22 protein-coding genes and 1 pseudogene are annotated in these 22,557 nt (G+C 71.6%); 6 read left to right on the forward strand and 17 right to left on the reverse strand.

Annotated elements, in window-relative coordinates; genetic code table 11:
* Positions 1-154: 154 nt before the first annotated feature.
* From D1350_RS22320 to D1350_RS22340, 5 genes are all read right to left on the reverse strand, one after another.
* Complete coding sequence (locus D1350_RS22320) at positions 155-1,612, reverse strand: ParB/RepB/Spo0J family partition protein (RefSeq protein WP_125778262.1); 1,458 nt, start codon at positions 1,610-1,612, stop codon at positions 155-157.
* Positions 1,613-2,610: 998 nt separating this feature from the next.
* Positions 2,611-2,808 carry a hypothetical protein gene (locus D1350_RS22325; protein ID WP_125778263.1) on the reverse strand — a complete coding sequence of 66 codons (198 nt, stop codon included), beginning with the start codon at positions 2,806-2,808 and terminating at the stop codon, positions 2,611-2,613.
* A 186-nt stretch (positions 2,809-2,994) separates the two neighbouring features.
* On the reverse strand, positions 2,995-3,315 hold the full coding sequence (locus tag D1350_RS22330; protein WP_125778264.1) for a hypothetical protein: 321 nt from the start codon (positions 3,313-3,315) through the stop codon (positions 2,995-2,997).
* 710 nt (positions 3,316-4,025) lie between these two features.
* Positions 4,026-5,075, reverse strand: a complete 1,050-nt coding sequence (locus D1350_RS22335; RefSeq protein WP_125778265.1) for a DUF4192 domain-containing protein — start codon at positions 5,073-5,075, stop codon at positions 4,026-4,028.
* Positions 5,076-5,591: 516 nt separating this feature from the next.
* A complete protein-coding gene (locus tag D1350_RS22340) occupies positions 5,592-5,945 on the reverse strand; it encodes a hypothetical protein (protein WP_125778266.1) in 354 nt (117 codons plus the stop codon).
* Position 5,946: 1 nt separating this feature from the next.
* Here D1350_RS22340 and D1350_RS22345 point away from each other — a divergent pair, with 1 nt between their 5' ends.
* Positions 5,947-6,540, forward strand: a complete 594-nt coding sequence (locus tag D1350_RS22345) for a hypothetical protein (protein WP_125778267.1) — start codon at positions 5,947-5,949, stop codon at positions 6,538-6,540.
* 7 nt (positions 6,541-6,547) lie between these two features.
* On the opposite strand, the gene D1350_RS22350 is transcribed toward D1350_RS22345, so the two are convergent.
* Positions 6,548-7,801, reverse strand: coding sequence for a toprim domain-containing protein (locus tag D1350_RS22350; protein WP_125778268.1), 1,254 nt, complete (start codon positions 7,799-7,801; stop codon positions 6,548-6,550).
* Positions 7,802-7,885: 84 nt separating this feature from the next.
* Here D1350_RS22350 and D1350_RS22355 point away from each other — a divergent pair, with 84 nt between their 5' ends.
* A complete protein-coding gene (locus tag D1350_RS22355) occupies positions 7,886-8,122 on the forward strand; it encodes a hypothetical protein (protein ID WP_125778269.1) in 237 nt (78 codons plus the stop codon).
* Here the strand turns inward: D1350_RS22355 and D1350_RS22360 are convergent.
* The 6 genes from D1350_RS22360 to D1350_RS22385 all read right to left on the reverse strand — a co-directional run bounded on the left by D1350_RS22360 (position 8,088) and on the right by D1350_RS22385 (position 13,051).
* Entirely contained in the window at positions 8,088-8,768 is a 681-nt protein-coding gene (locus D1350_RS22360; RefSeq protein WP_125778270.1) for a recombinase family protein, read from the reverse strand. The two genes, D1350_RS22355 and D1350_RS22360, sit on opposite strands and share 35 nt — an antisense overlap.
* A 35-nt stretch (positions 8,769-8,803) precedes the next feature.
* Positions 8,804-9,976, reverse strand: coding sequence for a Fic/DOC family protein (locus D1350_RS22365; RefSeq protein WP_125778271.1), 1,173 nt, complete (start codon positions 9,974-9,976; stop codon positions 8,804-8,806).
* Positions 9,976-10,203, reverse strand: coding sequence for an antitoxin VbhA family protein (locus D1350_RS22370; protein WP_125778272.1), 228 nt, complete (start codon positions 10,201-10,203; stop codon positions 9,976-9,978). Before D1350_RS22370 ends, D1350_RS22365 begins: the two co-directional genes overlap by 1 nt.
* A 166-nt stretch (positions 10,204-10,369) precedes the next feature.
* Complete coding sequence (locus D1350_RS22375; RefSeq protein WP_125778273.1) at positions 10,370-10,636, reverse strand: hypothetical protein; 267 nt, start codon at positions 10,634-10,636, stop codon at positions 10,370-10,372.
* A gap of 55 nt (positions 10,637-10,691) precedes the next feature.
* Positions 10,692-12,011, reverse strand: coding sequence for a 3'-5' exonuclease (locus D1350_RS22380; RefSeq protein WP_125778274.1), 1,320 nt, complete (start codon positions 12,009-12,011; stop codon positions 10,692-10,694).
* Positions 12,011-13,051, reverse strand: coding sequence for a DNA-binding protein (locus tag D1350_RS22385; RefSeq protein ID WP_125778275.1), 1,041 nt, complete (start codon positions 13,049-13,051; stop codon positions 12,011-12,013). The genes D1350_RS22380 and D1350_RS22385 overlap by 1 nt, the downstream gene beginning before the upstream one ends.
* A gap of 245 nt (positions 13,052-13,296) precedes the next feature.
* Here D1350_RS22385 and D1350_RS22390 point away from each other — a divergent pair, with 245 nt between their 5' ends.
* The gene (locus D1350_RS22390) at positions 13,297-13,707 is read left to right on the forward strand and encodes a hypothetical protein (protein ID WP_125778276.1); all 411 of its coding nucleotides are present in this window, start codon (positions 13,297-13,299) and stop codon (positions 13,705-13,707) included.
* A 103-nt stretch (positions 13,708-13,810) separates the two neighbouring features.
* Here D1350_RS22390 and D1350_RS22395 read toward each other — a convergent pair whose 3' ends face one another.
* From D1350_RS22395 to D1350_RS22405, 3 genes are all read right to left on the reverse strand, one after another.
* The gene (locus tag D1350_RS22395; RefSeq protein ID WP_125778277.1) at positions 13,811-15,079 is read right to left on the reverse strand and encodes a hypothetical protein; all 1,269 of its coding nucleotides are present in this window, start codon (positions 15,077-15,079) and stop codon (positions 13,811-13,813) included.
* Positions 15,080-15,213: 134 nt separating this feature from the next.
* Positions 15,214-15,537 (reverse strand): hypothetical protein, encoded by a 324-nt coding sequence (locus tag D1350_RS22400; protein ID WP_125778278.1) that lies wholly within the window; start codon positions 15,535-15,537, stop codon positions 15,214-15,216.
* A gap of 164 nt (positions 15,538-15,701) precedes the next feature.
* Positions 15,702-16,625 (reverse strand): ParA family protein, encoded by a 924-nt coding sequence (locus D1350_RS22405; RefSeq protein WP_125778279.1) that lies wholly within the window; start codon positions 16,623-16,625, stop codon positions 15,702-15,704.
* A gap of 302 nt (positions 16,626-16,927) precedes the next feature.
* Here D1350_RS22405 and D1350_RS22410 point away from each other — a divergent pair, with 302 nt between their 5' ends.
* The 3 genes from D1350_RS22410 to D1350_RS22420 all read left to right on the forward strand — a co-directional run bounded on the left by D1350_RS22410 (position 16,928) and on the right by D1350_RS22420 (position 19,557).
* Positions 16,928-17,278 (forward strand): hypothetical protein, encoded by a 351-nt coding sequence (locus tag D1350_RS22410; protein ID WP_125778280.1) that lies wholly within the window; start codon positions 16,928-16,930, stop codon positions 17,276-17,278.
* A 251-nt stretch (positions 17,279-17,529) separates the two neighbouring features.
* Entirely contained in the window at positions 17,530-18,453 is a 924-nt protein-coding gene (locus tag D1350_RS22415) for a tyrosine-type recombinase/integrase (protein WP_125778281.1), read from the forward strand.
* Positions 18,454-18,663: 210 nt separating this feature from the next.
* Positions 18,664-19,557 (forward strand): bifunctional DNA primase/polymerase, encoded by an 894-nt coding sequence (locus tag D1350_RS22420; RefSeq protein WP_125778282.1) that lies wholly within the window; start codon positions 18,664-18,666, stop codon positions 19,555-19,557.
* Between the two features lie 105 nt (positions 19,558-19,662).
* Here the strand turns inward: D1350_RS22420 and D1350_RS22425 are convergent, their stop codons facing one another.
* Positions 19,663-19,980: a hypothetical protein gene (locus D1350_RS22425; RefSeq protein WP_125778283.1), complete on the reverse strand. Its 318-nt coding sequence runs from the start codon at positions 19,978-19,980 to the stop codon at positions 19,663-19,665.
* Positions 19,981-19,987: 7 nt separating this feature from the next.
* A pseudogene (locus D1350_RS22430) lies at positions 19,988-22,462 on the reverse strand (Tn3 family transposase); the annotation flags it as partial.
* Positions 22,463-22,557: the final 95 nt, after the last annotated feature.

Raw genomic sequence — 22,557 nt, forward strand, 5'->3', positions numbered from 1 at the left:
GCCGGACGCGTCAGCGGCCGGCCGTCAGCCGGCGCAGCCGGCCCGGGGGGTGCGGGGGCACTCCCCCGCCTACCAGCTGCACAGCCGCGCGTGCGCGTCCGGTCGGCTGCCCGGCCGGGGGCGCGGGACCTGGCTGGTCCCGCGCCCCTTCGGGTCAGCCCTCGGCGGGAGCCTCGGCCTCGCTCAGGTCCTCGGTGGGCTCGTCGGTCACGTCTTCGGTGGGCGGGGCCTCGGCCGTGCTTGCCTCCTCGACGGGCTCGTCGGTCGCGTCGTCGGCCGTGGTGGTTCCTCGGGCGATCTGCTCGACGTCGGAGAGGGTGTAGCCCCAGGTCTCCAGCGCGGTGAGGTAGCGGGCCTCGTTGCCGGGGTGGCGCCAGGTGTGGGTGCTGGTGCGGGCCTCGATGGCTGCGAGGACGAGCACGAGGGCGATGTGCTGTGCGCGGGCGGGGGTTGCCTTGGTGATGAGGTCGCGGAGCGCGACGCGGTTACCGGTGCCGAGTTGGCTGGTGGTTCCCAGCCACTCGGCGGCGAGGGCGTGGCCGGTGTTGCCTGCCTTGTCGAGGTCGCTGGTGTCGCGGGTGGTCAGGGCGGTCGCGAGGAAGACTGCGGCGTCCTTCGGGGCGGTCTTGCGCTTGGCGAACTCGGCGAGCCACTGGCGGCGGACGGTCTCGGCGGACCGCCATGCCTTGTTGTTCTCGATGACCTCGGTTCGCTTGGCACGCTCGGCGTCGCTGAGCGGGGTCCCGGTGGCTCGTCCGCCGAGCACGGCGTGCTTGTTGGCCTTGTAGTCGGTGCAGACGTAGACGGGGGTGAACGTCTTCTCCCAGTAGTTGCTCGCCAGGTAGGCGGCGTGGCCGGGGCAGTTGCGGTGCGTCTCCTCGGTCAGGCGCTGGCCCTGGTCGTCGGTGAGGTCGCGCACGACGCGGATCGTCCGCTCGTCGTGGGCGGGGGCCTGGACTTCGGTGACGCCTGCCTCGGTGAGGGCCTGGCGGGCCTCGTCCTTGCGGCGGGCTCGCTCGCGCTCGTCTCGCAGCCGCTGGGCGGTGTGCTCGAACTTGCCCGGTTCCTTCATGGCGACGGTTGTGAGGTTCTTGATCGCGTCGTTGTCGCCGTCGAACTCGGCCAGGACGGCGGCCTGGTCGAGGGTGAGGTCGTACTTGGCCTGGACGGCGACGGCGGTCTGGGACTTGGCGACGTTGAGCGCGGCGGTGACGGTGGCCTTCTTGTGGCCGGTGGTCTTGGCGATCTTGGTGGCGGAGACGCCGAGCAGGGTCAACTGCTGGAAGCCTGCGACGCGGTCGCTGTCGCGCAGGGCGCTGCGCTGGTCGTTCTCGATCATCTGCTCGATGATGCGGCGGGCCTCGTCGCCGTCTCCGTCGATGATCCGGGCGGGGACCGTCTCGCGTCCGGCCTCGATGGCTGCGAGGGTGCGGCGCTGTCCTGCGCGGACGTGCAGCGTGCCGTCCTGGGTGCGCTGGACCAGGATCGGGGTGAGCACGCCGTGCTCGCGGATGCTCTCGATGAACGTCGGGGTGAGGTCTGCGTCGGTGCGGATGTTGGTCTCGATGGTGAGGGTTCGCGGGTCGACGTTGTCGAACTCGGGCGTGGCCATGGTGGCTCCTTCTGCCCGGGGGTGGGTGGCGGGATTTGCCCGACCGTTGCTCGCCCCCTCCGGGCGTCGGAGACAGCGCCCGCATAGCGGCCCGGAGTGCAACCCGCGCTCGGGCCGGGGGCGGGGCTCGTCGCGCGAGCTCAGGGAGCGCAGCGACCGCAGCGCGGCGAGTTTCGCCCCCGGCCCGACGACGAAGTCGAGCGGGTTGCGCGCAGGGACGCGCGGGCGATGATGGAGCGACCGGAGGGGACGAGGTTCAAAGATGAACAGCCGGACGCGTCAGCGGCCGGCCGTCAGCCGGCGCAGCCGGCCCGGGGGGTGCGGGGGCACTCCCCCGCCATGAGCGCAGCTCGAGCTTCGACGCCGTCGCTCGAGCACCCCGGGGTCGGGTGACCGAAGCCGACACCGCCCACGCTCTTCGGGCGGTTTCGGCGTAGCAGCGGCAGGCGGCAGGCGCGACCTCGCGTAGATCAACACCGGCAACGCCGGGCACAGCCCGGCACAACCACAGGTCGGCTCAGCCCTCACAGGATTCCCGTTCACGGGCATTCGCGGCTTATCGGGGAATGTCGCGTTCTCGCAGGCACTTACCCCCCGATAGTCCTGGTGAGTGGGGGTAATGGACCTCTGAGGCGTAGACTCGCTGACGTCCCGGGGGTCGCCCCGCCGGGACAACACATGGGTGTAGTTCGGCGGGCCAGGTGTGCTATCACCTGGCCCGCCGTTCGGCACCTGCAGCAGGAGCTGCGTAGTTGATACCGGAGGTTTTCAGACTCCTCCCGAACATCTTCGCACGATTAGTGGGGACCGATAGTCCTTGCGTCGGCGTGGCTCCGATCACTTAACAGAGAGGAGTTCACTATGACGTCGGAGTTATCGATGTCGAGTAACAGTCCGGAGAAGTTGCCGGACTCGGCGACAACCAAGGCTCGGGATACTCCCGGTGAGCAGCTTCCGGAGAGCTCGCCCAGCATGAACACGGTTTCGGTCATCGCTTATCAGGGTGCGATCGTGAACCTGGGTCCGAGCTCGAACGTCGTCTCGGTGTCCTCGGTCTCCTCGCCGGCTGCGCCGGCACCGGTCCCGGCTTCCCCGCCTGAGGCGCGGTCGGCTCGGGGCTCGTGGGTGCTGCGGTGGGGGCGTCGCATGCTGGCGGTGATCATGGGCCTGGCTGCGGCCGCGACTGCCTGGTTCACCTACCTGATGATTCCTGGCGAGTCGGAGTAGCTGGGGCTCGACGGCGTCGCCGTCGTCGCGCTGTCCGGGCCGGCGTAGCCGGCCGGGGGTGCGGGGGTGTCCCCCGCCTGATGGGCTGTCACGCCTGCGGCGTGGCCGAGTGGGTATGGGAGGGGCGGGCCGCGTAGCGGCCCGCCCCTTCGGCGTCAGCCGATGTGCTTGGTGCCGGTGCGGGCGTGGATGTCGTCGGCCGCGTCCTGGGGGTGGGAGTGGGTGCGGTCGGGGGCGTTGGCGCTGGTGACGACGTAGAAGGGCTTGTTGTGGTGGTCGCGCAGGACGTGGAGGGTCGCGGGGTCGGACAGGTGGGGTGCGATCTCGACCCGGGCGACGGTCTCGGCGGTGAGGGGGTCCGGGGCGGGGACCGCGGTGGCGCCGCTCCAGGGGGCGAGGAGCTCCAGGACGTTCAGGGTGGCGACCTTGAGGTCGGTGGCGAGCTCGGAGGTGGTGAGGGTGGTGTCGGCCTGCATGGCTGGCTCCGTCCTGCCGTCGGGGGTGGTCGGCGGTTCCGACCGTTGTTCGCCCCCTCTGGGCAGTGGAGTCGGCGCCTGGTAGCGGGTCGGGGCGCAAGTCCCGGGACCGGCAGGAGGAGAGAAGTTTCCGGCGCACGAGGGAGCTTGCGACCCGCGCCGGAAAGTTCTCGGGGGAATGCCGGCGCCGTAGGCGCGGGACTTGCGCCCCGGGACGCGCAGGCGATGATGGAGCGGTCCAGAGGGGGCAACGGTCGGGACCGCTGGTGACCTGGCGGGACGGAGCCAGCCATGCAGGCCGGCGCCTGGTGCGCCGAGGTCGACGGCGACCGGTCGCCACCCTGAACGTCCTGGAGCGGTAGGTGGGTGCGCTGCGGTCCCCGCCCCGGACCCCCTCACCGCTGCGCGCGCTGTGGCGCGCCGCCTGGCCGACCGCGCGACTCGGGCGGTCGGGGTGGCGCCGCCCGTGGGCGGCTCCCGCGCCGACGCCCGCCGTGCCCCCTGGGGCGCGGTGGGCGTCGGCGCGGCTAGGTCGGTGGTCGCGTAGCGGCCGCGTGCCGGCGGAGCCGGCTGGGGGTGCGGGGGTGTCCCCCGCCTGGATGTGGCTGTCGGGCGCGGCAGCGGCCGGCCGCTCGGCTGCCGCTCTCGGGCTCGGCTGTCCCTCCCCGGGGGCGGGTGCCCGGGCCGGTCGGCCCGGGCACCCCTGGGGGTCAGTCCTGGAACTTGTTCTGCTCGGCCCGGACCCAGGCCGGAGGGAAGCCCTGCACGACGGCGTCGAGCAGGGTGCTGGCGAGGGTGTGGTCGGGCTCGATGGCCAGGGCGTGCTGGAGGGCGTCGCCCGCGATGGGCTCGCCCTGCCACCACAGGAGCACCCCGAGCAGGGCCCACGCGTTGGCGCTGTGCTCGGCGGGGGCGTGGGCGATGATCTGCGCGAGGAGGTTCGCGGTCGCCTGGGTGGTCTTGTCGGGCCGCACGGCTCGTGAGGGGATGGTGAGGCGGGCCATGGCCTCTCCGACGGCGCCGTGGTCGGCGGGGTTGTTCGGGTTGGCCAGCATCCTGGCGGGCAGGTCGGCGGGCGAGCCGGGGATCATGGCGACGAACAGGGCGTCTCGTACGTCCTTGTCGGTGAGCATGGCGGCCAGGCGGCCCAGGGTGGGGGCGTCGTCCGGGACGGTGTGCACGGCGGCGTTCCAGACGGCCAGGCGGGTGTCCGGCTCCGCGGTGCGGGGGTACTCGGCACGGTAGCGCTCGAATGCGGCTGTGGCCTTGGCGCGCTTGTGGGGGGCGGCGGGCCGGGGAAGCAGGTCCTCTCGCTTCTCGGCGACGTGACGGCCGTTGAGGTGGAAGGTCAGCGCGGCCCGGCTCTCGGCCACCTCGGTGATGGGCACCCAGCGCACGCCGGGCTGTCCGAGCAGTCGGTAGCGGGTCGGGGTGACCTGGTAGGCGCACGCGACGGGGATGCCACGGATCTCCAGGGCCTCGGTGATGAGGTCGTGGCAGACGAGGACGTTGGTGGTGTCCTCGGAGTAGAGGACGACGACGACGTGGGTCGCGTGGTCCTCCTGCGCCTTCGTGGCGAGCCACGCGGCCGACTTGGGGTTGACGTCGGCGAGGTCGACGCGGGCGACCAGGCCGAGCGTGCGGTCGGGACGCACGCAGGCGATGACCATGCTGTCGGTGGGGCGGTACCGGAGCCGGGAGGCGATCGCGGCGAGGCAGTCGGCGTCGTCGACGATGCGGACCTTGGTGCTGGCGTTCATGGGCGGGTGCTCCTTCTGCCCGGGGGTGGGTGGCGGGATTTGCCCGACCGTTGCTCGCCCCCTCCGGGCGTCGGAGACAGCGCCCGCATAGCGGCCCGGAGTGCAACCCGCGCTCGGGCCGGGGGCGGGGCTCGTCGCGCGAGCTCAGGGAGCGCAGCGACCGCAGCGCGGCGAGTTTCGCCCCCGGCCCGACGACGAAGTCGAGCGGGTTGCGCGCAGGGACGCGCGGGCGATGATGGAGCGACCGGAGGGGACGAGGTTCAAAGATGAACAGCCGGACGCGTCAGCGGCCGGCCGTCAGCCGGCGCAGCCGGCCCGGGGGGTGCGGGGGCACTCCCCCGCCATGAGCGCAGCTCGAGCTTCGACGCCGTCGCTCGAGCACCCCGGGGTCGGGTGACCGAAGCCGACACCGCCCACGCTCTTCGGGCGGTTTCGGCGTAGCAGCGGCAGGCGGCAGGCGCGACCTCGCGTAGATCAACACCGGCAACGCCGGGCACAGCCCGGCACAACCACAGGTCAGGGGTTCGACGGCGTCGTCGTGGTGTCGGGCGGCTGGCCGGGGAGGGTCTGGTGGTGCTCGACCTGGTCGGCGGTCTCGGGGGTGAGCTGGTCCCACTGGTCTCGGCAGGTGCAGTTCATGGTCCACCAGCGCCACGGGTCGCTGGTGTGGAGGCTGCGGCGCAGCCATTGGGCGTGGCGGCTGATGCTGTTCCCGCCCCAGCGGACCTGCGGCAGTTCCTCGGCCGCCTTGAGGTAGAGCCGGCGACCGATTCCCAGGCCGGTGTACTGCTCCCATCCGGCGCCTCGCTGCGACGGGTTCTCGCGACGTCGCGGGTCGATCGAGTCGATGGCGTACGGCTTGGAGAGCACGATGCCTACGGCTGACAACGGCCTCGTCTGCGCCGTAGTAGAACTTGGCGCGCAGGCCGCTGGCCTGGTGCTGGACGGCCAGGACGCGGCGCCCGTCTTCGTCGTCGAGGTGCTTCGTGAGGAGCACAGGGTCGGCGGCGACGGCTTGCCGGCGTGCGACCTCGGCTCGGATGTACTCACGGACCTGGTCGGGGCTCAGTCGCTCGGCGAGAGGTTGCAGCTGCTCGACGAGGCTGGGGGTCACGCGGGTCGATCGGCTGCGCCATGCTGCGACGGCGTCGACGAGCTCGTCGAGGTCCTCCAGCGCGTGGGGCCCGAACGGGTTCCTGACGTCGAGCCGATCGGCGCGGGAGCGCCACACCGCGTCTCGGATCTCGCGGCCGGCTATCTCGTCCCACCCTTGGGGCTCGAGCGCCAGGTAGGCGCTCGCCCGCTGCAGCCGGGCGATCTGCCACTGCCACCAGGCCGCTGGCGCCTGGTGCCATCGGCGGCCGCGCAGCTCTTCAGCGGCCCTCCGTTCACGGCTGGCGGCGTCGGCCGCCTCGTCGAGATTCAGAATGATTGCGTCATACATCGGCTCCCCCTGCCCCCATGACCGCAGGCTATCGAGTCAGTTCGGCGGGGCCTGTGGCCTCGACAGACGCGGGTGCGGTGCGCGGCTGTGGGGTGTTCGCCACGGCGGCCGCGGCGGGGATCGGGTTCCCGACGGCGCGGCGTGCCTGCGCGGCGTGCAGTTCGGTGTGGCCGGTCGTCCCGGTGGTGGTGCGGTGGCGTCCGCTGACTGCGCGGATCGCGGCGGCGGACCGGTGGTTGTGGTCCGCGCGGAGCTGGGGTGGGTCGGGTTCGCTCTCGCCGCGGACGGCGGTGACGACCTCGGCCAGGATGGTCTCGCGGGCGAGGTTGGCCGGCCCGATCTGCTCGGCCAGGTGCAGGGCACCGCCCGACAGGTAGTAGGGGTCGAGGCGCTTGAGCTCGCCGACGATCGCGCGGACGGCCGTGAGGCGTCCCTCGACGTCGGTGAGCCGGTGCTCGGTGAGCCGGTGGTCGACGACGGCGTGGGTCAGCGGGCCGGCTTCCTCGAGGGCGGTTCGCAGCTCTGTGCGTCGTCCGGCCTTGACGAGGTCGGCGGGGTCGGCGCCGTCGGGCAGGGTCGCGGCGCGGGCCTCCCCCGCTTCGAGCGGCGTGAGCAGGCTCCAGACGCGCACGGAGGCGCGGGTGCCGGCGAGGTCGGGGTCGAAGGCGGTCACGAGTCGTTGCAGGGCGGCGGGGTCGATGTCTCGCACGGCCTGGAGGTGGGTGCTGGTGACCGCGGTGCCGCAGGCGCCGAGCGGGACGTAGTCGGTGCCGGCACGGTGGGCGGCTTCGACGTCGAGGCCGCCCTCGACCAGCACGGGTGAGGCGCCTGCTGCGAGGCGGCGCGCTGCTGTCGCGTCGAGGCCGTAGAGGGTCGCCGACTTGTCGAACGCTGCTGTGCGGGGGCTGTTGAGGTACTTCGGGGGCGCGTCCTTGGCCTCGTCCGCCGTGGGGTTGCGGCGTGCGGTGAAGCCCAGGAGACGGTCGGTCTGGTCGCGGATGGGCAGGACCAGGCGGTCGCGGAACGCGTCTCCGATCCTGCCGTTGGTCGCGCTCTTCGCCAGGCCTGCGGCGACGAGCTCTTCCTCGTCGATGCCTCGGCGGCCCAGGGTGGGAACGAGGCGCCGCCAGCCGTCGGGCGCGAGACCGGCCGTCGTGCCGCGCAGCCCGCGCGAGGCGAGGTAGGCGCGGGTCCAGTCGTCGGACTGGCGAGCCGCCCAGCGCCAGTAGTCCCAGGCGAGTTCGTTCAGCTCGACGGTCCGCTCGAGTGACAGGTCCGGCATCGCTCCCCCTCGTATCGAAAAAATCAGTGCGCTAGCGCACAGTTTATCAGAAATGAGGCGCTAGCGCACTGTTATCGTGGGCGTATGTCCAGGTCATCCGAGAACACCGACCCCGGGCCGGGCCCGGCCGGCCTGTACGACGTACAGCGGTTGGCGGCCAGGCTGGGATGTACGCCCGGGACGCTGCGGAACGCACGCCTGCGTGGCGCGGACTGGCTGCCGGAGCCGATCGACTGGCTCAACGGCGGACCGGTGTGGACCGCAGCGAGCCTGGAGGGCATCGAGCTCAGACGGCGGGGGCCTGGGCGCCCCGCGGGCTGAGCGACGGGACCAGGTCGGCGGGGACATCGTCGTCCTGGAGGGCTCGGGTGTCATGCCGGGATAGGGCGCGCCTGACGCTGGAGGCACCGACGCCGAGCGCCGTCGCGATCTCACGCTGGGACATGCCGCCGGCACGCATCGTCGCGGCGGCATTGACTCGCTCGGGTGTCATGACCGTGGGGCGACCGCCCACCCTGCCCTGGGCACGAGCGTGCGCCAGGCCTCGGCGTGTGTTCTCCCGGATCGTGTCGACGCGCAGCTGGGCGAACACGGCCACGATGCCGAACAGTGCGCGCCCCATCGAGGTGGTCGTGTCGATGTCAGGCTCGGTCAGAGACCTGATGTTGACGCCCCGCTCGTGCAGCTCGCTGATGGTGTCGATCGCCATCCGCTCGGACCCGGCTAGCCGGCCAAGGTCTCGCACGACGACGGTGTCGCCTTGGCGCAGGTAGTCGAGGCAGGCGCGCCACTGCGGGCGGTCGCTCACGCGACTGGACTCGCCGTGGTCGACGAACACCCGCGCACAGCCGGCGGCCTGGAGCTCGGCCTCCTGTGAGCCCGGGTCCTGGTCCTTCGTTGAGACGCGGGCGTATCCGATGCGCTCTCCGGCCCGCTCCGGGGCGCTTTCCGCGCGACCGCCGGTCATGTCGGGGTCACTCCTCACGGGAGTCGCTGGCATGTTCAGCGGTCGGCTTCCAGGCCGGTGGTCTGCTCGAGGGCAGCCGCCGCTGGCCTGGGCGCGGCCGCCGGCTGGGGGGTCCCCGCCACGGCGGCTGCGGCAGGGACAGGGTTCCCGACGGCGCGGCGGGCGTGGGCCGCGCGCAGCTCGTCGTCGAGGCCGGTAGCACCCGCGGTGATCGGTGCGCGGTGCCCGTCGGCGTCGATGGTGAACGCGCCGACGACCTGGGCACGGTCCAGCGGGATGCGGAAGTGCTGCTCTCCGTCGGGGAACTCGTCCTCGAGCTCGGCGTGCTGTTCGTCGACGCGAACGTGCACGACGGCGTCGCCGTAGCCCTCGGTGGTGTCGCTGACCGCACGGTTCGACGTGTATGCCTCTGGGGTGTTCTCCCGGGTGAGGAACCGGCCCTCGGCGAGGATCGCGGCGGCCGCCTCGGGCGTGGTGCGGTGGTACAGGTCCAGGGTGCTCATCTCGGTCTCCTGCTGCTCAGGCTGGTCAACGACGGCGTCGCGTGGGACTGCCAGGCCCCGAAAAACCGGCCGCATGAACTGCCATTTCAGGCCGTTCTCGTCGGCCTGAAGGATCGTCATGGCGCTTGTGAAGTTCCACAGGTCACGCAAGCTGGGTTCCCCTGGTTCCGGCTCAACGTCGTGGAGGCCAAAGTCCAGGCGGTACGGCGACTGCTCAGCCACGTGCTGCACGAAGAGCTTTGCGGCCCTGCCGTTCCCTTCGCGGAACGGGTGCGCGAAGTTGACCAGTGTGTACGTCTTGGCCATCGCGTCGGCGAACTGCGTGTCGTCGACGGCCAGCCAGTCGGTCGATGCCACGACCTCGCTCGCGCGGTCGAGGACGTTGTCGATCAGGTCGGGCGGCGCATAGGCCTGCTCGTTCCCGCCGAGCATCTTGCCCATGTGCATGCGTCGGTCCCGGCCCGCCCACTCGTAGACGTCTTGGAACAGGTGGCCGTGGATCGCGCGGAGGTGCTTGCCGTCGAAGGTGCGCGGGATCGTCACCTCGCCTCGCTCGATCTGAAGCTGCCGCTTCGCGGTCGCCGCGTATTCGCGGGCGCGCAGCACGTCCCCGTCACGCTCGCCCCACAGGTTGCGCAGCACGTCCCCGCCGGGCTCCCACATGTAGGAGTCCCAGACCCGCCGGTCGAGCTCCTCCTCGTCCATCAGCGGCTCCGATACCGCTCGGCGGCCTCGGCCGCGCGACGGTCGTACTCGGCCTCGTCGATGGCGCCGCGTGCGTAGTCGGTCAGGTTCTCCACGTCGAGCCGGTTCGGCTCCCACCCTTCCTGCCAGTTCGAGCCCAGCGCGTTGAGCACGCCCTGGCGGTCCTTGGCGGCCAGGCCCTCGAACAGCTCGGGCCATCTCTCCTCGACGTCGAACTTCTCCCCCATGGCCTTCCTCCTTCTCGTGGTCCGTCTGATGCTATGCGTGTGCACCGAAAACGGTGTGAGGTAATTGCGGTGCGCCAGTGGTTTCGGCGCAGAGTTTCGGCGCACTCGATCCGGCTTGTCCCCGTCGACGGGGCCGACTGTGCTGGTGTGCGCCGAAAACGATCGTTTACGGCGCGCCCGGCTGGGCGACCATGTCCACCACGGCAGTGCCAGCCACCAGCAATCCGTCGGTGTACTTCTTCACGCACGCCGGGCGACGGCATAGCCGGAACGCGGGTGCCTCCGCGATGGGGATCTCGATGTCGGGGCTTAGTACGGTCCTCCCCGGCGCGCACGCGGCCCACGTCGGAGCCGCCAGGTCTTCTGGCGCGTGCAGGGCGTAGGCACGTCCGGGGCGGTCGTGCCACGACGCATCGCGAGGGTAGACGTTCACCGGCCCTCCTCCCCCTGCCTCGTGTACGCGGCCCGGGCGGCCTGGTCGAGGCCGATCACGGTGTCGGCTCCTCGACGGCGTCGGCCAGGGTCCGGGGCCGGTAGGTGCGGAACCACAGCCGGTCGTCCGGGTTGATCCAGTCGTACTGGCTGGTCATCTTCTGCAGGATCTTCCGGGCGGCGCGGCAGTCGCCCAGTGCCCGGTGCCCGCCTCCGAGCGGGACCCATCGGTCCTCGCCGAGCCAGTCGGTGTACCACTCCATGAGGCAGTCCCACCGCTCGGCGCGGGCGAGCTCGCCCAGGCGCAGGCCGTCGCGCTTGGCGTGCCGGCGCAGCACGGTCCGGTCGAAGTCGGCGTTGTAGGCGAGCACGACGCGGTCCCCGACTGCAGCGGCGAGGTCCGGCAGCACCTCGGCGAACGTCGGTGCGTCGGCGAGATCGGCGTCGGTGATGCCGTGGACCTCGCGGGCGCCGTCCTCGACCTCGGCGCCGGGCTGCACCAGGGTGTCGAGCAGAGTCTCGCCGGTGGCCGCGTCGATGACGGCGACCTCGACGAGGTAGCCGTCCAGTCCGGTGGTCTCGGTGTCCAGGATGACCGCCTGGCCAGGGCGCATGTACCGGCGCGAGGCGACGACGACGGACATCTCCGTGGCCCGCTGAGCGACCACGCTGCCGGCGGCGACGTGCTCGGCGAGCAGGCGGTGCTGGGCGAAGCCCTCGCGGGCCTCGGCCTCGGTGAGGGTGTCGGCGCTGGTGTCGGCGGTGATCAGCCACCGGCCACCCGAGATACCCGGCTCACGGGCGGTCCAGACCTCGACGCTCCACAGGTCAGCGAGCTCCTGGGCGGCCTGGCGCACGGCGTCGGCACGCGAGGGCTTGCGCACGCCGGCCAGGCGCCGGAACGGGCTCGGGGACCGGGGCGCGGCCGCGCGGGCCGCTTCCCACAGCTCGGCGAGCTCGGCCCGCGCGGTGACCTCCTCAAGCTGGGCGAGGCGGAACAGGTCGACCTCGGTCGCCGCCCGGCTGGACAGGTGCGGCAGGGCGACGGTCGCGGTGCTGTCGGCCGTGATGACCCCGGCGGTGACCAGGTGCTTGAAGTCGACGGCCCGCACGCGCAGGTGCGCGGCCGCCTGCTCACGGTTCAGCAGCCGGTCGGGGCTGGCGAGCACTGCGGCGACCTGGTCGGCGTCGACGTCGTCCAGCGCGTCGAGGTCGAACAGGTCGTAGCCGCGCCACGTGCTGTCGACCGCCAGGGCGCCCGCCTCGACCAGGGCCTGCACGTCGTCCGGCGTCACGGGCCGGCCGGTGCGCTCGGCCAGGCGGCGGGCGGCCTTCGCCGGGCCCCCTCGCGTCTTCTGGGTGGTCGCCTCGCTCATCACTTACCGCCGCCCTTCGCGTTCTTGTATGCCTCGTTCTCGTCCATGAGTGCCGTGCACCGGCGCTCCAGCGCCTCCAGCTGTCGCTTCAGCTCGGCGGCCAGGTCCTCCTGCGCGTGCGTCTCGCGCTTGCTGTCCTCGAGGTCGGCGCGGGCCTGGTCGGCAGCGGCGCGGGCCTGGTCGGCAGCGGCTGCTGCGACAGCAGCGGCGCGCTCGGCGGCCTCGGCCTGGGCGCGTGCGGCCTCGTGGGCCTGGCGGGCGCCGGCCAGCTCGCCGGCGGCGCGGCTGGCCTCGGCCTGCGCGGCGGCGCGCTCGGCTTCGACGGCGGCCAGACGCTCCCGCGCGGCCTGCTCGTCGGCACGGGCCTGGGCGCGGACCTCGGTGAGCTGGGCGCGCAGGTCTTCGACGGTCTCGCGCACGGTGGCGGTCTCGGTACGGGCCCGCTCGCGCTCCTGCTCGACCGCGGCCAGACGCTCCCGCGCCTCCTGCGCCTCGGTACGGGCCCGCTCACGCTCGGCGACAGTCTCCGCGCGGGCAGCCTCCAGCTCCCGGCGGACCTCAGCGGTCTCGGCCCGGGCAGCGGCGAGCTCGTCGCGCACGCGCGCGGTCTCCTCCTGGGCCGTCTTGGTCTCGGCCTGCGCCTCGGCGACGGCCTTCTCCAGCTCGTCGGCGGCCGCGGCCATGCTGTCGACCTCGCCCTGCGCCTCGGCGGCGGCCTCCTTGGCCTCGGCGACGGCACCCTCGGCGTCCCGGCGGGCCTGCGCGGCACCGGCGCCGTAGATCTTGCCGATCGCCTCCAGGCCGAGCGTCGTGACGTCCTCGGGCAACTCGGGCTGCTCGACCACGGCCCGCTTCTCGCGGCGCTCCTCGCGCCAGGCACGCATGTGCTCCAGGGCGGCGCCCATCGCGACGCCGGCCCGGCGGCGCACGGCGTCGACGGTCGGCTTCTCCCCCGCCGCGATCAGGGCGTCCGCGGCGGCGTAGACGCGCTCGCGCGGCTCGGCGTCGGGCGGGAGCTGGCTCTCGTCGGTCGTCGTCACGATCCCCTCCGGGTCATTAGTAGTAGTTAGTAGTGGTAGTTGGGCAACTGATTACTACCTTACTCGCGAGGAACGAGGACGGCAAGGGCTCGCGGCCCGTTAGTTCCGCCGGTTCCCCCTCGTCATTTGGGGCCTCGTCCTGCAGCGATGCCTCGTCATGCCAGGCCACGGCGCCGGAGAGCGGGGCTCATTGGGGACTGACCTGAAACGTCCGGCCGCAGCGGCCGGCTCCCCTATCCCTGTGGATGGGCGAGAAGGGTTCGCCGCGTTACTCGCCTACGGTCGTAGGAGTGAGGGTCGGCAGGGGGCCGGCCCCGGACAGGGGGGCTCTCGTGCGCCGGATCGTCAGCACCAACGCTTACGCCTTCGTCTCAGGCTTGCCGGTCGACGAGCGGCCGTTCACGGTCCGGCAGGGCCTCGCCCGGCTCCTTGTCCTGGCCGACGTGGGGTCCGAGTTCCTCGATGACTTCGAGGCTGGCTGGCGCCAGGTCGCAGCCGAGTCGCTGCCGGACGGCTGGGAGCTCGAGGGCGAGACGATCACCGAGCCTGTCGACGATGGCGTCGATGACACTCCCCCTGTGCCACCCCCGGTGTCATGGCACGCCGCGCCAGCTGGAGGTTGCGTCACCCCCAGCGACGACAACACACCGTCGTAGGGTCGTTGCGGGCAGCGGCACAAGAAACGGCGTAGGGCCGCGACCGTTCGGTCGCGGCCCTACGCCGTGCGCTACTGGGCTGGTGTCATCGGGCGCGGGCTCGTCACCGGCCGGCCAGCATCGCTGCCTCCGCGTAGGAAGCGGTGCTGTCATGGTGGGCATCCTGGTCCAGGTCCAGACGCGTGACAACGGGCACACTCCCCGTGTCGGTGCTGTCGTTGTTCTCGCCCGCGAGATACCGGTAGACCTGACGACGCTTCCGCCCGACGACATCAGCGATCGCGTCGGCCACCGCCGTGCTGACTCGCAGACCGCCGCTCTCGTCGGCGGTCCCTAGGGCCTGCGCAAGGGCCCGGGCTCGCTCCGCCCGGTCCTTGGGCGTCGCGTGGTCGGGCATGGGTCCGTACAGGCCATCGTCGACCCCGTCGGGGGGTGTCACGGCGCCGGCCGGGGTCGCAAGCGAGCTGACCCGCGTACGGGCCGTGACGCGGGTCGATGTGTCATCACCTGCGGCGGCCACCCGCACGAGCGTGTCGCGCTCGGCCCGGACCGTGTCGCTCGCGTCAGCGTCGCCCTCGTGTGTCTCGGCGCCTCGCTCGATGACAACGGGGCCGACCGCGGTGGTGTCGTGTGTCATGTCCTGGCTGGTGGGCAGGTGCTCCAGCGGTGTTGTCGCGAGCTCAGGCTCTGGCATCCACTTCCCCGCAAGTGCGGCTGCCTCGCGGATGACATCGTGGATGGTGCGTTCGGACTCGAGGTGGGGGGCCGTCACCTCGGCAGTGACAGCTGCCGGCACGTTCCGGTGGACGCGGCCGACGGCCACGTTCACCTCAGCGATGCGAGCGGCGCGCTCGGCTATCGGGGCGATCTGGGCTAGTCGCACGGCGTCGAGCATGTCGAGCACGGCAGATTCGCGGTCCTCCCTGATCTGCTCCTTGCGCTCGAGGTCGCGGGAGCTGGCAGCCGACTGGAAGAACAGGTGGACGGCGATGGCGGCGAGGATCGGTGCGACGGCACGCGAGGCGGCGAACCACCCTTCGCTGAGCGTCCAGCCGTGGTAGGCGGACCATGCTCCGGAGAGGATGCCCACGGCGATCGCGCCGATCAGCCACCTCCAGTGGCCCTTGACCGGGCGGCCAGCATCCAGGCACTGGTCCGCGCGGCGCCGGCCTTCCCACGCGAGGCCGATCACGAGCGCCTCGTACGCCACGCCGAGCGCGTACCCGAGCACCTCGCCCTCGTAGTCCGCGATGGTGTGGCTCATGCCGACGTACGCCCAGCCGGAGAGCCCGAACGCGCCGAGGGCGAAGAACGGGTTGCGGCGAGCATCGGCCAGGATCGTGGGCAGCCTCTTGGGCTTCGTCGATGTCATGATGGTGGTGCTTCCCTTCTGTGTGTGCAGGTGGGGGGCTGGCGGCCGGGGTTCGTGCGCTGAACCCCGGCCGTCGTCATGCGCAGACGTCTTGCGTTTAAGGCATGTAAAGCGTGCCTTGCGTGTCTTCTCGTCTATCGCCCGATGGGGCGGCCGGTGCGGTACTCGCCCGTATTGGGCGGGAACGGTTCACCGTCGTTGAACTCGCGGGCGAGCCGCTCGAGCTCCCGCGCGAGGGCACTGTTCATCAGAGCGGCCATCGACCGGTACCCGCCGTCGAAGGCGGAAGTCCGAAGGACGGCGGTCTCGGCCCGCAGGATCTGCTCTTCGTCGAACTTGAAGGAGCGCGAGATCTTCGGAGAGGTTGCGCTCAGGTTCCGCGCTTCCCCCTCTGGAGCGGGCTCGTTGCGTCGTGGCTGCGGAGGGGCCTCCTGCGCGGGTTCCGGCGTCGTGGGCACTACCGCGCCGCGCCGCGGTTGAGCCGGAGCACGCCGAGCCGGGGCCGGGGCTGGCTCTGGTGCGGCTGGCGGGCTGTCCTCGCTCGGCGAGATGCGGATCTCCTCGACCTTCGGTACGAGCGCGATCGGGCTAGTGCCTCCCGGCCGCCGTCGCTTCGGGGCGCTCATGCGCGCTCACCGATCGGGAGCAGCTCGGACGCGATCCTGTCCGCGATCTTCTCGTAGAAGGCGATGGCGGTCCGGCCGCGCTCGTCTGTGTAGGCACTGAGTGATACCGCCGCACCATCGGCCTCGGTGAACCGGGTGAGCTCCTTGATCCCGGGAGGGAAGGTCTCGACCTCCTTCAGTTCAGTTGTGCCGTCGGTGCTCGTGACCTCGCGCATTTCGGTCTCACGCATGTTCCAGAGCAGGTCGCCAAACTCCTGGGTAAGGCCCTCCAGCTGGTACTGAGCCTCGTTCGTAGTCCTCCAGCGAGTCACAACCACTCCCCCGATCCGCAGGTTCGGGTTACCGAGGTCTTCTGCGTGCTTCTCGATGAAGGTCCGGACCTCAATCGCGCCGTTGGCGCCGTCGAAGGTCGCGTCAGTGGGGATGACGACGAAGTCGGCGACGGCCATGGGCATCTGGACCAGGTGCCCCAGGTCCGGCCGGGTGTCGATCAGGATGACGTCGTAGGCCTCGGTCCATCCCCCCGCGAGGGCCTTCTTGAGCCGGCGGACAGCGCCCACTGCGGCAGCTTCGTCGGCCCGGTTGATGAGGTCGAAGCGCGACGGGATCAGGTCGATACGCTCGGCTTCGGCCGTCGGGATCTGCCCCTCGTCGCCCTGGGTCCAGGTGCACGGGGTTACGGCACCCTGGCCTGCTCCCTCGGTTGAGCTTGCGGCTAGGAGGACCTCGGAAATCGTCGGGATCGGGTTCGTCGCCTCGTCGAAGACGACACCGAGACGACGACTGGCGTTGGCCTGAGGGTCCATGTCGATGACAAGTACATCGAGCCCACGGCGCGCAAGTGCCGCCGCGGTCTGAACACATACCTGGCTCTTGGCGACGCCACCTTTGTTGTTGGCGAACATGATCGTCGTGGTCACACTGACCTCCGTGTCTAGCAAGACGTGGCTTGCGTTGATGAAGTGTTCTGCGTTCTAGCCATGCTAAAAGTTGTTTCAGTGTCTTCAATGCTTAGCACGCTTGACACGCTTGCATCGCTTGGCACGTATGACGGCTATCGCACGCAACCAATGCATGACATCCTTACCACGCGTTACGTGTGTTACATGCTACCACTGCATGCCACCTAAGCCACGCAACACATGTAAGGCATGTCTTTCTGGGTGCGCTCTTCCCGGTGCGCCATCCCGCCCTAGCGGGAGGAGGCCCCGATACTGGTTCGATGAGCGAACGTGACGACTGGTACGAACGCGAGAGCGGCCAGATGCCTCCGCACGAGATCCGACAGCGACTCATGGCTGAGTACCGGCCGGGGGACAACGACCCTGTGTCGATCCAGCGTCGCCGGCTTGAGAAGGTCCTCCTGATTCTCGATCTGTTCGCGTTCGACCACGTCGGTAGCGCAAGCGACGCCCGGACCGCAATTCGGTACCTACGCACTGAGTCGATGGAGCAGAAGTACGAGCCTGGCGTAATGATGCCGACCGCCGCCGAGCTGGGCAGGTTGGTCGATGCCCTTGAGTGGCCGACCAAGCTTGGGCCGGAGGAGTCAGTCACGCACGCGGGTCGATGACGCCCCTCTACCTGCTGGTTCCTAGTCCGGGGGTTCCTTCGCGAGAACGACGGGGTCGAGTAACCCGCGCGCGATGGTTGGCGGTAAGCCTGGTCAGGGGGTTCGGGTGGCTGGTGGTGAGGGGTGGTGTGGCATTGACCGCAGATAAGCAGGGATTATCTGCGGTAGGGTCGGCGGCGACCTGCACGGACGTCTCCGCGCGACGCGGGTGACTCGCCGTGGTTATCTGCGATAGCACTCGGGAGGCGGCCGTGGGCACTGTTCACCGGCTCGACGTCGGGGTGCCCGCCCCAGACATCACACGTGCGGCCGAGGCGTTCCTCGCCGAGGTCGACAACCCGAACACGACCCGCGCCTACCGCACCGTGCTGGACGCGCTGGCCCGCCGGTTCGGCCCCCGCAGGCCGCTGACGGTCCTCGAGGGCGAGGAGGCCGCGGACCGGGTCAGTGAGTGGTTTACCGGCTCGTGGGGCACGGCGGCGCCGTCGACGTTCAACGCGCGGCTCAACGGGCTGTCGGCGGCGATGACCTGGTGGCGCGATCAGGGGTGGCTGACCGGCGACCCGCTGCGCCGTATCCGGCACAGGCCCCGCACGCCCGACCGCACCCGGGCGCTCGACCGCGCCGAGGTCGAGCGGCTGCTCACCGCCGACCGCGTGAACCTGCGCGAGCGGACGTTGTGGCGGCTGCTGTACGAGTCGGCCGCCCGTGCGAGCGAGGTGCTCGCCCTGGACGTCGAGGAGCTCGACCTGCGCAACCGGCGGGCACGGGTACGGCGCAAGGGCGGCACCGCCGACGTCATCACCTGGCGCACCGCCACCGCGCGCCTGCTGCCCCGGCTGCTGTCCGGGCGCACCACGGGCCCGGTGTTCGCCACCGACCGGCGCGCGAGGCTCGAGCTGGCGGCGGTCGACGTCGACCCCCATACCGGGCGTGCCCGGTTGTCCTACCGGCGAGCCGCGGAGCTGTTCAGCGAGCACGCCGGCGGGGCCACGCTGCACCAGCTGCGGCACTCGGCGCTGACACACGCCGCCGAGGACGGCGCCAACACCTCGACCCTGCTGGCCTACTCCGGTCACACCTCGGTGGCGTCCCTGGCCCGGTACGCCCGGGTCTCGCCCGAGAGTCTTGCGCGCTGGCAAGCGGCCCGCGACCCGGCCGCACGACGACGCTGAGCCCCGACCAGGGAGTGCGTCAGTGGTGACCGCTATGGTCGGGAGCGGGCCGATCACGCCGGCCTGACTCCGAGCCCCGCACCGCGCGCCCACGCCGCGCACCGTGGGACGAGGCGGACAAGGGTCTACGACTCGCGTGCGATGCTGCCGCCTGTTCTCGTCGAGCACCAGGCCGGAGCGCGTGGGGCACCGGCCGGAACCGGAACGACGATGACCAGGAACAAGGCACGCAAGACCGCCGCCCGCACCGCTGCGGCCGCCACGGGCGGGAGCTACACCGCCGCCCTGCGAAAGACCACCCCGGAGGGCCGCACCGCTCAGGCCGTCGCGATCCTGGACGAGGTCGAGGACCCCACGGGCGAGCCCGTCTACCAGTGGCCCGAGGAGTGCCCCGACTGCGGCGCTGACGTCAGCATGGGCTCCTACGAGGTATGTGTGTGCGACGACGAGCCCGAGGGGTGCGACGACTGCGGGGCCGGAGCCGGCCCCTACGACATGTGCGTCTGTGTCGACGACGCTCCCGAGACCCCCGCTCAGGCCGCCGACCGCGCCGCCTGGGATGAGACGTGGGCGGGCACCGTGACCGCGGCTGCGGCCCTCGCCGCGGTGCACCGCGGCCTGACCGTGTTCCCGCTGCCGCCCGGCGGGCGCAGGCCGGCCCCGGGTTGGCGTGACCGTCTCGTGAGCACTCCCGAACAGGTGGCGCGGTCCTGGCCCGGTGACGGGTCGAACGTCGCTGTGGCGTGCGGCCCGTCGCGCGTGGTGGTGCTCGACGTCGACGACGTGGAGATCGGCAAGGTAGCCCCGCTCGCCAGGCTCTGCCGCGAGCTGGCGGCGCCGTACCCCGAGACGTTCCGTGTCCTGACGCCGTCGGGTGGGTTCCACCTGTACTTCCGCGCGCCCGAGGGCATCAGCGTGCCGTCGTCCTCGGGCGGGGTGACGGGGCTCGGTCCGGGGATCGACGTGCGCGCCGGCAACGGGTACGTCCTGGCGCCGCACTCGGTCGTGCCCGGCCCCAAGGGCCAGAACCGCGTGTACCTGTCCAGCAGCACGCAGCCCATCGCGCCGCTGCCTACGTGGATCCTGGAACGCATCACCACCTGAGCAGCTGCTCACGACGCGACGAGGGGCCCAGTCCGGCCCGTCGGTCGTCGGAGCGTTTTGGTGACGCGTACGCGTGACATCGGGAGCCGCCGTCACGCGTACGCGTCACCGAACGGCGGTGTGGGTGCGGTGCTTACGCTGTCGGCAGCGGGGTGAGCAGCACACGGCGTCGGCCCGGTGGCCGCCCCCGCCGGCGATGAAGCCGTTGCCGCAGCCAGGGCAGACGCGCCTGGTGATCCTGGTGCCGGGGTCGGCCTGGTCGGTCAGCGCGGCGACGGCCGCTCGCGCGATCCGGTCCAGCTTGCGGCGGCGCCGGTACGCGCGTGCGTCGCACGCCGCGCCGCAGTAGCGCCGGCGTGCGGTCGCCTCCGGTGGCAGCGCAGCCCCGCACGCCGCGCACCACCGGACGTGGGCCCGGTCCATGCCTCCATCATGCGCCCGCGCCGTCGTCGCCGACGTCGCGCAGGGGGCGCAGGCCGGCCGGGGTGGGGTCGGTGAAGCTGTAGCGGCCCTGGAAGTTCAGGTGGGCGTACCCGAGCGGGGTGAGGCGGGCGACGTCGGCGGCCTCGACGGCGTGGCCGTCGGCGCGCAGCTGGTCGAGGGCGGCGTCGATGTAGCGGGTGTTCCACAGCACGACGGCGTTCAGGACCAGGCCGAGCGCGCCGAGCTGGTCCTCCTGTCCCTCGCGGTAGGGCTTGCGCATCTCCCCGCGCTGCCCGTGGTAGATCCGGCGGGCCAGGGCGTGGCGGGACTCGCTCATGTTCTGCTGGCGGCGGATGCCTCGCCGGTAGCCGGTCTCGACGGGGTCGACCAGGGCCAGCAGGTGGATGGTCTTGGCGATGCGCCCGTACTCGGCGAACGCCCGGCCCAGCGGGGTCGGGTTCCCCTCACGGGCCAGCACGCGCAGCAGGTCGTAGGCGCGCACGCCGCCGTCGACGAGAGTGGCGGCCACGCGCACCATGTCTGGCCAGTGCTCGGTGATCCGGGCCAGGTTCACGCGGTGGCGGGCGATCGGGTTCAGCGCGCCGTAGTCGCCGGCGGCCTCCCCGGGCAGCGTGGCGCGCCACAGCCGCTGGTCGCCGATCCCGGCGATGTTCGGGGTGAACCGGTAGCCCAGGATGCGGAAGAGGCCGAACACGATGTCGGAGTAGGAAGCGGTGTCGGTGATGACCTGCTCGATCTTGGGTCCGCCGTCGACACCGAGCACGGTGTCCAGGATGTAGAGGCTGTCGCGCACGGTGCCGGGCACGGTGACCGCACCGATCCCGGCGAACTGGTCGTTGATCGCGTTCAGCCAGGTCAGGCCCTTCTTCATGCCGAAGTACTTCGGGTTCGGCGCGGCGTTCAGGGTCACCACGGGCACGGTGAACCGCATCCCGTCGACCGACGCGATCAGGCCCCCGCCCCAGGCCGCAGCAGCCGGGCTGCCAGCCTGGGCGTCAATGAGGCGCCCGGCGGCGGCCGTGAACGTCTCGGCACGCAGGTAGTTCTGCGCGACGTGGGAGAGCCGGTCGTACGTCAGGGCGGGCACCGATGCGTTGGCCACGGGCCGGTGGCCGACGTTGCAGGACTCCGCGACCAGGACCGCGGTGAGGGACACGGCCAGGTCCTCCAGGCGGGTGGCCCGGCCCGCGGTGTGGGTGAACTCCTCCAGGAACCCGGTCCAGGAGTGGACCTCCAGCAGAACGTCGGGCAGGTCCACGTGCGGCAGCATCCCTGCCACGGCGGCGCGCACGTCCTTCAGGGAGTCGGGCTCGGCCTCGCGTTCGAGCCGGTCCACGTCCAGGCGCATGCGCCCCTGGTCGTCGGCCTCGAGCCGCACCCCGGCGTCCGGGCCGGCCGCCGCGATGCGGTCGGCGAGCTGGCGCCAGGCCGCGTCCAGCGTGCTGACGAGCTCGGCCAGGTGCGCCTGCACGGGTCCGTCGAGCTGGAGAGAAGCGGTGATCTCGCCCTTACGGGCCGCCCACCGGTCGCCGTCGAGCAGCTGCGTGCGCGGGTCGGCCCACCGGACCGAGCAGGTCGCGAACACGTCGCGCCGGCGCAGCGCCCGGTGGAAGTGCTCCAGCACGCACAGGACGTACGCGTCCCGGTCGGCCGCGCCGTCGGGCAGGTCCGGGTTCGCGAACACCGCGCGCTGCCAGGCCGGGTTCACCAGGCCCGCCGCGACGTCGTCGGCCGACAGCGGCCTGATCGCCGGGCGACGGCGGGCCAGGTCCGGCAGCCGGCGCACCTCGGCCAGGAGCCCCTCGGCGGCCGGGGTCGCGTCCAGCGGCAGCACCTCGGACAGCATCTCCAGGAACGGGCGCACCACCCGGTACTTGTCGGTCAAGAGCCGACGCAGCTGGGACTCGCCGACGTTGTCGTCCGGGACCATGTCGGAAACGGCGTCGGCCGCGCCGATGACCTCCTGACGGGGCGCGACCTGCTCGATCGCCGCCCACGCCTGGTCCACGTCCACGCTCCCGGCCTCCTGCGCGGCCGTGAGGACCGCGACGAATGCCTTGGTCACCCCGGCGAGCGTCGCCGAGGCCCGCTCCAGGTGCGGCATCGACTCCAGCCGGTGTGCCTCCGCCTCCCGGCGGGCCCGGGCGATCAGCCGGGTCGCCATCAGCGCGTGGAACAGGTCCAGCGCGTCGTCGACCGCGACGACCTCCAGGTGCCGGGCCGCGGCCACCAGCGTGGCGGTGCGGTGCGGCTCGCCCATCTTCGCGATGTCGGCGGCCTTGGCCTTGATCCCGACGTCGGCCAGGTCACTGACCCGGTTGGTCGGCACCCGGGCCAGCTCGGCCTGGCCCGCGCCCAGGGAGAACACCTCGCTCGCCCGGTCCAGCGCGCCCACCATCGCCTTGCCCGACGTGCGTCGCGGCGATCGGCGCAGCCGCTCCAGCTCGGAGAACCGGGCACCCGGTAGTTGTCAAGTCAAATGAGACGTGTTCAAGCCTTGGAGGCGTGTTCTTGTGATTTTCGCCGCTCTGGGTCGTTGATGGCTGCCTTTTCGGG

The sequence above is a fragment of the Antribacter gilvus genome (assembly GCF_003946865.1).
Taxonomy (GTDB): domain Bacteria; phylum Actinomycetota; class Actinomycetes; order Actinomycetales; family Cellulomonadaceae; genus Antribacter; species Antribacter gilvus.